This window comes from Shewanella baltica, from assembly GCF_900456975.1.
In the GTDB taxonomy this organism is placed as follows: domain Bacteria; phylum Pseudomonadota; class Gammaproteobacteria; order Enterobacterales; family Shewanellaceae; genus Shewanella; species Shewanella baltica.
On sequence record NZ_UGYM01000002.1, the window covers coordinates 4,715,100 to 4,729,179 of the forward strand.

Here is a 14,080-nt window from a genome sequence, read left to right on the forward strand (position 1 = left end):
CTTAACACTGATGTTTGTCCCTGAGCAATTATTGAGTACATTGGCTACCACTCAGCGTCCAGCCAGATGGGCAAGTGTAAACGATAGCGGTGGTTGCCAATCGGCTACATTGAGAGCCGCTCAGAGTCCAACCTGAAACACAGGCATACACAGGGGTACTGGTCGCATTTTGTGATAACGTGCGAGTACAGCTAGTACCACTTAGCGTCCAACCTGCATCACAGGAATACACAGATTTCGGCGTGGCGGCATAGGTTTCAGTGCACTCCCATAAACGCATTCCCCCACCCATTGGTTCACCCCCCGTACAAGATAATCCTGTACCAGTAGGTGGCTTACTTGATGTTTGACTAAAAAAGCGAGAACACATCGAGGTCGCTGAATTGAGCGAACCGCCTCTAGGGCAACTCAATTGAGTTGTACTGTTAGCCGTTTTGGATTCCGTCTTCTGGCAAGTCGACCCCGACAGGGTGTAACCCGTTGGGCAACTGTAGCTATAACTGCTAATGCTGGCCGCCTGTGTTTCTGCTTTCTCACAAAGCGTTCCTGCCGTGTTTAAGCTGTATCCCACAGGGCAAGTCTTCGTTGCTGGTTGAGTGACTGCGCATCCTGATGGCGGGCAAATATCCACTTCAGCCACTATCTGCTTACCAAGGTAAACGCTGTCTGTCTTTTTACCATTATCATCTTCACGGTACAGTAGCTGTCCGGCTTTGTTATATACGGTATAAGCAGTACCTGATGGCTTGTTCTGTTTGATTTTGCGATTAAAGCCATCATAGACATAAGCCATGTCTTTAGCGGCCACCATTTGCTGAGCACGATTAAAACTCAGTGAATAACGTCCGTTATGAGTAATATTGCCAGCGGTATCATATTGATAGCTGTAGGCATAGGCACCACTTAAGTTATTTAAACGATTAAGCGTGTTGTAATGGTAGTTGATAGTGGAATTGTTCAAACTACGGCTAAGGATGTTACCCAGACCGTCATAGACGTAACGTCCTGTTCCCCATTTGCCATCGGCAGACCTCAGCCTATCGACGCCATCGTAACTCAGGTTAGATATGTTGTTGCTTGAGTCAACACCATCAATCAAGCGGGTTAAATTGTCGTTACTGTCATAACTAGGGTCGAGGCTATTCTTCAGCGAGCCAGCTTTGATATCCGTTAGCGCATCAATTCGCCCAGTGGTGTCCAATGCGACGTTACGCACAATGCCATTACCATAGGTGAATTGTTTAAGTTGTCCATTTGGATAATAACTGACTCCTGAAGCATAGGTGCCCGCTTTTGTGGCTTGACCTAATGCATTAGGCGCAAAGTCCACCACGGCACCAGAGGGATATTGGAGAGAGGCAACACTACCTAAGCTATCGTAGCCCGATGTCAACGCAAAACTGCGACCATCAATGCTGAGAGTTTCACTCTGAGGCAAGTTGAGACTGTTATATTGATATTGCCACGAAGCCGTTCCCGTTGTTAACGACTTCAAATTGCCGTTATTGTCATAGGTATACTGTCTGTCAGGTGTTGAATCTGGGAAGTCTTCAGTCTTGAGTGCACCGACGTTGTCATAAGTAAGCACCACTCTATGTGCCGAAGGTACGGAGGCTTCATCACAAGACGTCGTACTACCAGATGTCCCCTCTGCTCGCCATATCATTTCACCAACATTATTATAGCCAAATGCTGCCATCCCCGTATCAGGACGCACCACCTTACACAGGTCGCGATAGCCATTGTACAAACGGTTTTCCGTAATCGAGCCCTGAGTAATGGCAACAATTTGGTCTAATTCATTGTAGTTGATACTAATGACATCAGTATCAGGCGCAGCTATCTGCGTCGCTTTCTCACTCGATGGCGAGCCATAAGCCAAATAATTTGTTAGCGTTGTATTGCCACGACCATCTGTTACTGCAGTTTGATTGCCTGATAGATATTGCGTCGTTGTCTGGCTATTATCACTTGTGCGAGTTGTGGATGTGGTGCGAATGAGCCCATCGTAAGTGATAGTGGTTCCCAGCGTCTCATCAGGTGAGGTCGATGGAAATGAAGTAAAGGTAGGCTTACCGTAAACGTTAAATGCTTGGCTAATATATTTAGCGGTTGCAGACTCGTTATTTAAGTCCCACTCTTTCACTAAAATAGGCCTCATTAAGCCATCGAGCGTGACCGTCTTTTTGTAGTTGCCACGTGTAATATTTTGGAACAATGCCGCATTATCACTACTGTCTAAGTCGTAGCTAATAGTTGTATCAGCCCATCGCGTATCCGCATTCTTTACATTGATAACGCGGTTATTACTGTCATAACGATAGTGAGTTTCAACACCATTAAAGTCGGTTACTTTGGTGATATTGCCACTGCCATCGACCACCATTGATGCCGACAAAAAACAGGTATCTGGGTTTGCACAATTAGCAGTGTCACGTTGAGGGATTTTGATTAACTGCGGCTTGCCACGCATATAATTGGCAAATGCCATCCAACGATTGTTTGCATTGAACGTAGTTTGCTTTATGTTGCCATCACCATAGTAACTGTGCGTGCTGAGCAATCTGCCATTTTGATACTCTTGGTAAAGCGAAGACTTTTCGGCGGAATTATCAGGATAATAGGTATTCTTCTTGGCGGTGATATAGTTAACCCCATCAAATGAAATGGCGTTGCTATCCTCAAGATTAATTAACCAATTATTCAAATCATGATAATACGTATTTTTTAGGTATTTCCTATTAGCATTAAAACCATTGGACTCTACCGTTAACTCGGGTGAGCCGTAGTTATTGAAGTTTAAAAACTCTTTAGTATAAGCATCAACTCTTGAGTCTTGCGTATGTTGATAGATAGTACTTTTTATATTATTGACAAAGCTATTGTACTGCGACTCATTTTCAAATGAAGCGGCGCTGCCTAAAAAAATTTTTCCGTCCCATTTACCGCTAAATAACTGCGATTTACCTATCGCACTCCCTTGGCCATAGGTCATCTCGCTGCGCTGCAATAATGTGGTACCGTCAGTATCGTACAAGTAGGTCGCAACCTCCTTATCTTGCGAATAGTTATAACGACGGTCAAACACATGGATTGCTTTACTACCATCAGGAGCAACCACAGTGGTTGAACGTAAATCCATTGCTGACATGCCACTTGGTAGTTCTGGTAGACCCGATAATGCCTGTGGTGCAGGTCCATAATCGCCACTTCCATCTACGTATTGCCCTGGGTTTTGTGAGTAACTGTAATACCAATGCAGTGGAGAAACGCCTTTCCCTGATAACGTTTTTCTAATCAGCGCAAAGTTTGAAAAACATCTATTGTGAACGTTGATCCTAATATTAGGTAGCCGTTCAAATTGCTTAGGTACTTGTGAGCGTCCAAACAGTGTTGACCGAACCTCAAACTCAGCTTTCAATCCATTAGGATGAGTCACTCGACTAACATAAGATCGAGGCACATAATTAGGATTCATCTCAGAAAATGTGCACTGCATGTCATCTTGTTGGGAGTCGCCTAGACTGTATTGAATATGGCGCTGCTCTAAGGCATTAGTCGGTGCAAAGTCAATATCATATACCCATTCACGTCCATCAGGTAAAACAACACGATAAAGTTGGTCTGGATAAATACTAATACCTCCAATAACCTTTTTCTCAGTTGCGATTCGATAATAGTACGACCAGGTTTTTCCATCACTTGTAATAGACTTAATACGCTTTCGTTCTACACCAGGTTCATAAGTAAAATGAATAGACCTGCCATCGGAAGAGGTAATCGAATCCAATTGGTCTGGCGCGCTGTAGTGATAGGTTACTTTATTATTAAACCTATCTTTTACCTCGGTAACCTGCATATATGCTTTAAATACGGGGGTTGTAGTTGTCCATGTAGCACTCGTTTCTTTATCGACGAAAGGGATTTCTAATATCTCTGCTGGAAAAGTGCGTAACATGCTAAACGTATAGGTAATCCCCTGTGGAGATGTGGCAATAAACGCCTCTGAGTTGCCATTAGCCTGACAGGTGATACGCCAGTTTTTAGCAACCCGCGTGACACCTGGGGTTACCGTATTAGGTTCAAGTAATCGCTCTGAGCCTACGCTTGGGACGTTAATAAAGTCACCGTTCCAATATTGTTTCGCGACAATATAGCCCATACCATCGCCAAGGTAACTTGAACCTGGATTGAGGGAGCCTGAGCAAGGTTTGCCATTTGTCCAAGTATTAACTGTAGCATCACCATCTACTATGGTGGTAGAAATTGACGGTATATCTAACTGCCAATCCGCAAAGTGCAATAATTGCCCCTGTGAATATTGGACTCCTTTATAAACTCGAGTAATACCCATTTCGATAGGAAAATTACCAGGAATTACTAAATCAGTATTTGTCATACTGATAGCCCCTGAATTTAAATCAACCTTTTCACCGAAAAGCTCAGTTGTTTCAGGGGTCACCTCTGTTTTTATATTCATCCTTGCTAAGGCAAGTTCAGCGGTATTTGTGGGGGATGTGTCCGAACCTCCGGTATTTGCCGCTGATACAACAGCAAATTTTGAAATACCCTGAGGCTGTTGAGTAAGACCAAAGCCAGGCTCCTCCAAAGCTTCAGCAATCACAGGATTGATGTCGGCAGCATACGCTGCACTTGTAAGGGGCGATAAAAATGTCAAAAATAATGCGGAAGACAGTTTCTTGTAACCGATATCCATATCACGTTGTCCTTATTTTTATTCAACATGAATTACTAATATATTTAATGTTATTCTTTAAATTTGAGATTAAATCGATCTCAGCTAAAGTTAATGTTGCCAATATCGGCACGGTAACATTTATGCGTGTAAAATAACATTGCAAACACTATTGAAACAAGTGGTTGTAGGAAGCTTGGTGAATTCACACCAGTTAATTTTAAAGACAAAAACCTACACATTATTCAATTAGCGCCATGAACTAACCAATAGCTCAACATAAAGTGAAATTAGTCACTACAAAAAAAATTATTAGTAGTTTTATTTTTTTAATCATAGTTGCCCATCTATAGGATTTTTCGCTAACATTTCTCGAACAAAATACGGTATTTCGTCTTAGCACAAACCTCATTGTGAGGGAGATTCATCCCCAACATGTTGAATAGATGGATAATGTCAGTTTGGTTTGGGAGGTTAACTAATATGACCCAATTTGTTACGCTCCGTTAATTGTTTAGTTTTTAGTCTAAAAATGGAAATAGCTATACCTCATCGATTGATGCATAAACGCTAGGAGTATGTTGGAGATGCCATTCTTAATTTTACAGAATGGATTACAAAATCTCATGCATAAGTGAATGTAAGGCGATGTTTAAAAGTAAAGCGCTGAATTGCTTTGGGGCATAAACGTATAAATCCATCTACTGTCAGATATCAACACTTTATCTCGGGCAGACATTTCCACTTGGTAGTGTATTGCGGTGTGAGTAAATCTCGACGCATGGCCCATTTTTGCTCGATACCTTGGGCGGCAATGAATAAGGTATCAGTACCATAACGTTGATTGATGCCATCGAGGGTTTTCATTAATGCTGGTTTGGCTTTTGAGACATTGAATAAATCTAACTGGCCATGCTGGGTGCTGACCAAATCAATCAGACCTACACCGACTTTGTAATAACGTACGCCTGCACGGAAAAGTTGAGATGCTGCTTGTGTCATCCCTTGAATAAGCTCAATGCTGCAATCAGTGGCGCAAGCAAAGTGCACTAAGGTCTTAAAGCCTGTTGGGCGTTCATCGTAGGGAGAATTGCTGGCAAACAACAACATGGTTTTACAGCTAGAACCTTGCTTACGCGCTTTCGCTGCGGCAATCGCCACATGCTTACTTAACGCTTGCAGTAAATCCTCATACTCGGTAATACGCTCGCCCACACTACGAGTTGAGAATATTTGCTTCTTATCCGCCCTCGCCTCGTCCCACACTTTGCACGCTTGCCCATTGAGTTCACGCACAGTGCGTTCTATTTCAATACTAAATTGCTTTCGCGCTAAACCTGCAGGGATTTTTGCTAAGTCATAGGCGGTTCTTACGTTCATCAATTCAAGTTTTTTGCTTATCCTGCGCCCAATGCCCCAGACATCATTCACACTCATTGATTGTAAAATTGAAATCCGGTCTTGTTCATTATCGATAGCACACACACCCTGATAGCCAGGTAACTTCTTTGCCGCATGATTGGCAGCTTTAGCCAGTGTGAGTGTTGAGCCGATACCGACACAAACCGGTAAACGTGTTTCTTTCCAAACCGCTTTTCGAATCAACTGGCCTTGGGCTTGTAAGCACTTAATGGCGGGGTAACTATTTTTAAAGGAGAGAAAGCTTTCATCAATCGAATAGACATGCTGCTCTGGTGCAAATCGGCCAATGATATTCATCATCTTTGCAGATAAATCGGCATAGAGCTCATAGTTACTTGAACAAACAATGACACCTAATTTCGTACACAGGTCTTTGACTTGAAAGTATGGTGCAAACTTAGGCACACCCCGTTCTTTCGCTTGCTTGTTTGCCGCTACGATGCAGCCATCATTGTTGCTCAACACAATCATTGGCTTACCACGCCAATCAGGTCTAAATACCTGCTCGGCACTGCAATAGAAACTGTTGGCGTCTACCAAGGCAAACATCAGATGTCTGCTAATAATGGACTTTGGCGATGACAACGAATAGAACGAATAACAACACCTTCAATGGTAAAATTATCGTAATCGTGAATAGGCTGAGGTTGGTGCTGTTCATTCGACGACAGCAGCATGCGATGCTTTTTATCGAGGATTTTACATACAAATTCACCGTTGAAATTGGCAACTATCACATCACCATGACGCGCGGTTTCCTGACGGTCAACAATCAGTAAATCGCCATAAAAAATGCCCACTCCCTGCATTGAGTCACCTTTGGCGATACCAATAAAAGTCGCGCTAGGATGCACAACTAACAGCTCATCGAGGCTCAGACCTAATTGACCATATTCAGCTGCAGGGCTTTCGAAGCCAGTGATACCGGCACTGGCATGGATGGGGATAATACGCATAGTTAATACCACTGTTTTTATATACAGTAATTATAGGCGTTGTTAGGTAACTGGCAAGAATTATTGTGATGTTTCGATGTAACACCATTGGTTCTTTTCTTTATCAAACCCCACGTCAACATTCGCCGCGGTGGTGTCACCCGTCTGGTTTCTCTTTGCAACGATATCTTTTAGTTCAGATAAATCATCAACACAGGTAGGTTCCGACAACTGCACCAGAAACATGATAAAGAAGCCAAAAGTGGTTAAAAATAATGTTGTGACAAAGACTCGCACTGGTCTGAAGAGCATGGTTCTGCTTTCCTTTGCAAATAGACAACCTGTTTAGCTACGTTGAAATGTAGTAACAGCGGGGCAAAAATGCAAAATCAATCAAGATGAACCAAACTTTCATTGGGGCAAAAGCGAGTTAACTTAGATTGGCGAATAAATTTTGCACAATTTTAAATTACAAGGAGTTAAATATGCAAATCAAACCAGGGCCTAAAAGAACAAACGAGGATGGTACGCCGGATAAAAGGCAAAGAGTTACCGAGGGAAAAAAGAAAGAACACTCCGACCTAAAACCACACAAGCACAAAAAAGGTGACTAATATAAACCTAGAGTGCTAACTCGGAAGTTCGCGGACACTGCAAAGGGTAAACTGAGCAGAATCAAAAAACCTCGCTAGAAATGCAATTTGAGATCAATTAGCGCTTCCCTTATGGCAAGAGTACTCTGATATCACACCCTAATACTTCGGCCAACTGATAAGCCTTTTCGAGCGTGATGTTTACCTCGCCACGCTCTATTCGTCCTACATAACTACGGTCAATTTCAGCCAATAGCGCCATTTTATCTTGAGAAATACCAAGCCGTTTACGTTCTTCCCGCAGTTTCGCCCCAAATTGGATCGCTAAGTCTTTCATTTTTCATCTCGTTAAAGAGAAAGACTATCCAAAGTTGCGGCTTACAAAGCCACGGATTATAATCCGCATTACATTTACAATGCTCTAATAACGCTTAGAGCGATCACTAAACAGCCTGCTGCGAGAACGTCATGCCTAAATCTTCAATCAAAATATGCACGACATTGCATAACATTCTCCAGGACGAGAGCTTCAATAATTTTCAAGTAATGGGCCTGAGAGACGCCTATCTCGCAGCTTCAACTAGCGCTCCTAGTCTTAGTGATACCTACAATTTCATTTATCGTCAGGTCCACAGGCTCGTGAAGAAGGGGATCTTAGATAAAAATGTGGATGAACAGACGAAGGAAACAACTTACCAAAAGACTGCAAAATTCTTTCAAACAAATTTTATTCTGCAAAAATCAGAGGCATCTACATCCACTACAGAATCGCCAACAAGAAACACGCAAAAAAGTAATGCAATTAATCAATTAGAAGAGCGGCTCAAGCAATCCGAAATTGATTTATTTACGAGCATCGGCGAGTCCGAAGAGTATATGCGCTTATATCAATCCTTTCCCGACATGAAAGTACACCTCGAATCCCAGTACTTGCAGGCTCGCGAAACAAGCTCAAAACTACTTGGCCAAATCAAAGCGATTAAATCTGCTATCACCCATCAGCAAAAGTAACCGAATGCAACTTAGACAATGGCAATCAGAGTGTGTCAAACGCGCTCTAAGACACTTTCACGGTGCACATAGACACTTTCTTTGTTTAGCAACGCCTGGGGCTGGAAAATCGATTATGGCAGCCGAAGTTGCTGCGAAATTATTTGAAGATGATTTAATCGACTTTGTACTGTGCTTCTCCCCGTCAGTGAATATATCTCAAGGGATGAAACAAACCTTTTCAAGTCGTCTAAGCTGCCGGTTTGATGGCGTGATAGGTTCAGTTGGTTGCTCTTATACTTACCAAGGGATGTTGGCCTTTAAAGAAGACTTTTGGCAACTGCTAAAAAGAAATCGAGTACTCGTGATCTTTGATGAAATTCATCATTGCGCAGGGAGCTCTCTAGAAGATGCGAACGCATGGGGGGAAGAGATTCTACTCAACATACAAGATCAAGCGCAGTACACACTAGCGTTAACTGGTACGCCTTGGCGCTCAGATCAAGCACCGATTGTTTTATCTCGATATACCGACCCTGATAATCAAATTCAATGTGACTATGTGTATGGCCTGAAGGAAGCTGTTGCCGACGGTGTATGTCGTAGCCCCCGCATTGTACTTATTGATAATGACAAAATTTTAGTTACTGACGAAGAAAACGAAACAAAGACATACAGTTGTTTAGATGACTTATTTAAATGCTCATCGGTTTCGTACCAGTCGATCATCAAAAATCATGAAGCAATTCGACATACTTTAGCGCTAGCAACGGACAAACTTGGAATGATAAAACAGTCCAATCCTAATGCTGCCGGACTCATCGTCGCTTCATCAATATCGCACGCCGCATATATCTTTAATATGCTAAAAACAGATTTTAGTGAAACAACTCAGATAGTTACCTACAAAGAAGATGACCCCTCACTTAAGATAAATGAATTTAGAAATAGTACGACTAATTGGATCGTCAGTGTAGGCATGATAAGTGAAGGGACTGACATCCCTCGTCTACAGGTCTGCTGCCACCTTAGCCGAGTAAAAACCGAGCTCTACTTTAGGCAGGTTTTAGGTCGTATTTTACGTACGAATGATTCGACGAACCAACAAGCTTGGCTATACACCTTTGCAGAGCCAAAACTTGTCGAATTTGCCAACCGTATAGCAGAAGAAATACCTGATATACCTGTGTTATTTAGAGAGCCAATCGAGATAAATCTCAAACGCGAGCAACCCGAAACCCATGATATGACAGTGAAAACAATGCCACCTACTAACAGCAATATTCTGAATATTGGCAGGCAATACCTCGCTAAACAGACACAATCGTATTCTGTAGAGCTTTTATCAAGGGAATTTTTAGGTACTCCAGCATCGTTATCATTTGAGCTTTTAGGTGGTTTTAGAGAAAAAGTTGTCTCAACTTTTGACTCACCGTTTTAAATCCAAATGTCTGAATTATGGTGCCCACTTTTCTCGACACTTTGATTTTTAGTTTCATGGTAGTTCCATAAAACTAAAAATGATTGGATACACTAAAGCCTTAAAAGCTATAGAAGCCAAAGATAGAATACCAACAAATTTTTACCATTTTACAGATCTTTGTGTACAAAAGTGAGACTGAAAACAATCAAACTTGAAGATGCCACAAGTTTATACTATTAAGTATCACACAAATACTTCGGATGTTATTTGAACCGGTGTATCAATTTGATTCATAATGTCAGTATAAAGATCTACATCAATATCGACTTCTGGTACCGCTATGGAAATAATCATGGAATAGCGAGCTTTTTTATCCCATTTTTGCAATTTTGTTCGAGTGCGCCACCACCCCATAGCAGGGTAAATCGCAATTTGTCCTCTTGCAGCCAAATCAGCCGCAGTTCCTTTCCAGACATCTTTATGAATGGAACCTTTATGCCTAAAATCACCCAGCAACCAGTTCGGATCACTAGGAGCAATAGCAGTACCTTCTTCTGTATCTTGGGCGTTACGACTTAATCTAGCGTGGAATTCTTTAATTGATTCAGTTGACCGCTTCACATCAAATCTAAGTTGATGACTAGGGTAACTATATTTACCGGAAACATTTCTGCTTGAAGGATTTGGTTCTATAAAATAAGAGAGCGTAACCGTCATTTCGACATCCACCTCCCCTAGTTTTAATAAGCTATCCTTAGGCCATGGGATATCGTGTATATGCATATCACGTGTGCTTGGTTGCTTACCCTGCTTTTTTTCATATGGTTGTAATTCATCTTCCACTATTAAAGCCAGAGAATTATTCATACTTTTTATAGCTTTATCTAAATTTGGAACTCCAAAACCAACACAACGGACTAAATGTGTTGCTTGTTGGCGGGGCGTTGTGCCGTGCACGAATTGTTTTTTCATTGCATCAGTCCATTCAGCTGAATGGACGATGAGCGCTCTTACCGTTTCAGGCCATATTGAGGGATAAATCGCATAAATTTCAGCTGCAAATTTACCCGAAAGTGCGGTTGCTGCACTTGTTGCTTCAAATGTAGAAAAATGCCTTTCTGTTATCTTATTATGTGTAGTTAATAATTTCAGACTTGCAAAGCCAGAGCAGCTCAATTGGTCATAACCAACATTACCACCTTCAAAGACAACCTCGGGTTTAATTGGTGTATTTCTGTTCCATAATACTGATGTTGTACTATAAGGACTTAATCCACCATGCGGAGCTAGTGATGAATATGCTTGAGTATCTTCTTCAGTGATATGAGTTTTCTGTGTGTATGCACCAACAGTTAATGCATTCCATGCTTGTCCTGGATCATGTACATCTTGTAGTTGATTGTAGTCAGGATATTCCAGTAACCCAACGAGATCATCCCCCGTATTCCCTGCTGAAATAGTTATTAATCTCGGATTAAGATTATCTCCTAGCGAATCAGTAGCTAACTCATCCACTGTGCTAGACCAAGCAGATGGTCTCCCTCTATCTCTACTGTCGGAGGATGATAATGCCATTGCAAAAACACGAGTACGCTTATGATCCGATATTTCTGGTAAAGAAATAGCATCACTCATAATTATTCCATAGTGTTTGCCTTCATTATCACCTGAATGGCGAAGTAGTTTTACTGACTCTAACCTATGGCTAATATTAATAGTCTCTGTAGATGAAAGTGCATCAGTTAAATCAGACCATAAAGCAAGACCTGCCATTCCTGTACCGTGTCCATTATCATCACTTGGACTCCAATCAGGATTAACCGAGAATTGATCTACTTCATTAATAAATGGTTGTAATAATGGGTGGCAGATATTTACGCCAGTATCTAAAATACATAAATATGGTGGATTTTCGCCTTTAATCATTGTTCGAGATAAGAGCTCATTACTCCAATCTTGCTGTTCTATAGGTGATAACTCATCAAAGAACGAGGCCGTTTCCTTTGCAAGGCGTAATTCAGATATCTTACTTAGCAAAAGGGAACTATTAATGAATTGTTTTCTATTTGCTTTTGCTAATAAAACTGAGCGTTCAGGAAATTCAAGAACGTGATCTGATACCTGAATTTCTAATTCGGCTGAGAGTATTTTAAAGTCATGAATTAAAGCCTGTCTATCATCCATGACCGGTAACCAAACTTCCCACCAAAACACTTTGTGAATGTCTTCAGGTAATAAATCAGGATCGTCTGTCCATAGGGCTTCAATAGCGGCTATTTTCAGTGACTTTATAGCATCGAATAACTTTCTGTTATCAATTGGTTTTTTGTTTTTGTCTTTTTTAAAATTTAAGTAAGCTTCGAGCTTTTTTTCAATAGAGACAAGTTTGCCTTGTGGAACAAATATAGTGGCAAGAATTTGATTTTCTGAATATCGAACATTCAGTAATTCAATTCCTTGGACAGCATCCGCTAGGCTTTCAACTGCTAACTCCACGCCAGGAAAGCTTTCGAATGCTACTTGAATTCCAAGTCTTGATTCAAGCTCATACTGTGCAGCTTTTTGTTCTAACTGTGCTTGAAATTTTTTAACTAAAGTTATTTGGGATTGTATGGCGGCCCCATGAGTTGGGCGGTGTTTTTCTGGAATATCTTTATTTATAATAACCTTTTTAGGATAAGTATATGGTAAGGATGTACCATTTCTTCCAAGAAATATATGAGGCTTCGCTCCATTATTTAAAGACATTTAACATCCTTATTTTTTATTTAAATGCTGACTCATTTTGTATCTTTCTTTGATTGATTTAATTAGGATCGAAGCAGTGACTCTAGGTAATCCATTAATTAACATTTCTTTTATTGCATCATCAGAGGCACGAGTTATTTCTGCGCTACTTAGTCCTCTAGCTTGCTCTGGTAGCTTATTCCAACCAAAACTTTTTGCAACAAAAGGCATAAGTTTGTTTTTTAAAAGAGTAATAATCTCACTATCATCAGGAAGTTGATAATGTATTACATCATCAAACCTGCGGAATAGTGCATGATCAAGAATTTCCATATGGTTGGTTGCACATACGATAACGCTATTTGAATCATCCTGTTCAATCATTTGTAAAAAACTATTTAAAATTCGTCGAGCTTCGCCCACATCGTTTGTTGAAGAACGATGTGAACCAAGAGCGTCAAATTCATCAAAAAAATATACTCCACGAACTTCATTTATAGCATCAAAAACTTGTCGTAATTTTGCAGCAGATTCACCCATAAATTTGGTGAGTATACCATCCAGCCTCACTTGAAAAAGAGGATAATCTAGCTCTCCTGCAAGAATTGAGGCTGTATATGTTTTACCTGTGCCAGGCGGACCAACTAATAAGATTTTTCGTCTGGGTGAAAGACCATGATTTTTTAGCTTTACCATGTGCCTTTGTTCTCTAATTAGACGTTTTAATTGGTCTTTTAACTCGACAGGAGCTGTTAAATTATTCAGCTTTTCTTTGGGATGGCTAGTAAAAAGCAGACCATTGGTATCTTTTATGCTTTTTGCTATAGAAATAGGTAAGTTCTTAAGGGATACCTTTTTAGCTTGTTCTACTATATCTCTCAACTCTTGAGCTAAACGCCCGTGGCCACTCCTTGCTTCGTGCGCAGCAACTTGCAAGGTTAACGATAAAAATCGATCGTCGTCCTTTTCAATGTGTGAGCTAACTAGAGCTTTAAGTTGTTCTGAACTGGCCATTTTCGCTACTTCATTGTTTTATATAGTTAAATTGCAAATTGTATTGCTAATGATACGATGATACAGCTTTTTCAAGAGATTGTCTTGCTACTCAAACGCGTCAATAGTAGGTATTCGGTTCTCGTTGATTATGATTGAGCTTGCTTGTGATTTAATAAACGTCTTACTCTTAGCCAAATTATAGTTTGGAAATTTTTACTACATTGTTCGCTTATTTATTGCTAATTATATAGTGGCACACTGAATTTGGAATTACCCAAAATATTTGCAGCCGTATCCA

10 protein-coding genes are annotated in these 14,080 nt (G+C 40.9%); 3 read left to right on the top strand and 7 right to left on the bottom strand.

Features of this window, described 5'->3' with window-relative positions; genetic code table 11:
* Positions 1-28: 28 nt before the first annotated feature.
* The 4 genes from DYH48_RS21070 to DYH48_RS21085 form a co-directional block, all read right to left on the bottom strand.
* The gene (locus tag DYH48_RS21070; RefSeq protein WP_006084681.1) at positions 29-4,717 is read right to left on the bottom strand and encodes an RHS repeat domain-containing protein; all 4,689 of its coding nucleotides are present in this window, start codon (positions 4,715-4,717) and stop codon (positions 29-31) included.
* Positions 4,718-5,410: 693 nt separating this feature from the next.
* Entirely contained in the window at positions 5,411-6,667 is a 1,257-nt protein-coding gene (locus DYH48_RS21075; RefSeq protein ID WP_006084682.1) for a Y-family DNA polymerase, read from the bottom strand.
* Entirely contained in the window at positions 6,667-7,074 is a 408-nt protein-coding gene (locus DYH48_RS21080) for a LexA family protein (RefSeq protein WP_006084683.1), read from the bottom strand. The genes DYH48_RS21075 and DYH48_RS21080 overlap by 1 nt, the downstream gene beginning before the upstream one ends.
* Before the next feature lie 60 nt (positions 7,075-7,134).
* The gene (locus DYH48_RS21085) at positions 7,135-7,365 is read right to left on the bottom strand and encodes a hypothetical protein (protein ID WP_006084684.1); all 231 of its coding nucleotides are present in this window, start codon (positions 7,363-7,365) and stop codon (positions 7,135-7,137) included.
* Between the two features lie 173 nt (positions 7,366-7,538).
* Between DYH48_RS21085 and DYH48_RS24030 the strand changes: the two genes are divergently transcribed.
* Positions 7,539-7,667, top strand: a complete 129-nt coding sequence (locus DYH48_RS24030) for a hypothetical protein (RefSeq protein WP_006084685.1) — start codon at positions 7,539-7,541, stop codon at positions 7,665-7,667.
* A 109-nt stretch (positions 7,668-7,776) separates the two neighbouring features.
* On the opposite strand, the gene DYH48_RS21090 is transcribed toward DYH48_RS24030, so the two are convergent.
* Positions 7,777-7,983, bottom strand: a complete 207-nt coding sequence (locus DYH48_RS21090) for a helix-turn-helix domain-containing protein (protein ID WP_006084686.1) — start codon at positions 7,981-7,983, stop codon at positions 7,777-7,779.
* Between the two features lie 131 nt (positions 7,984-8,114).
* Between DYH48_RS21090 and DYH48_RS21095 the strand changes: the two genes are divergently transcribed.
* Positions 8,115-8,657 (top strand): VspR family transcription factor, encoded by a 543-nt coding sequence (locus tag DYH48_RS21095; protein ID WP_006084687.1) that lies wholly within the window; start codon positions 8,115-8,117, stop codon positions 8,655-8,657.
* A 4-nt stretch (positions 8,658-8,661) separates the two neighbouring features.
* Positions 8,662-10,077, top strand: coding sequence for a DEAD/DEAH box helicase (locus DYH48_RS21100; RefSeq protein WP_012090613.1), 1,416 nt, complete (start codon positions 8,662-8,664; stop codon positions 10,075-10,077).
* A gap of 225 nt (positions 10,078-10,302) precedes the next feature.
* Here the strand turns inward: DYH48_RS21100 and DYH48_RS21105 are convergent, their stop codons facing one another.
* Both DYH48_RS21105 and DYH48_RS21110 read right to left on the bottom strand, forming a co-directional pair.
* Positions 10,303-12,807, bottom strand: a complete 2,505-nt coding sequence (locus tag DYH48_RS21105; RefSeq protein WP_115335847.1) for a S8 family peptidase — start codon at positions 12,805-12,807, stop codon at positions 10,303-10,305.
* Positions 12,808-12,816: 9 nt separating this feature from the next.
* Entirely contained in the window at positions 12,817-13,800 is a 984-nt protein-coding gene (locus tag DYH48_RS21110) for an AAA family ATPase (protein ID WP_006084691.1), read from the bottom strand.
* Positions 13,801-14,080 lie beyond the last annotated feature (280 nt).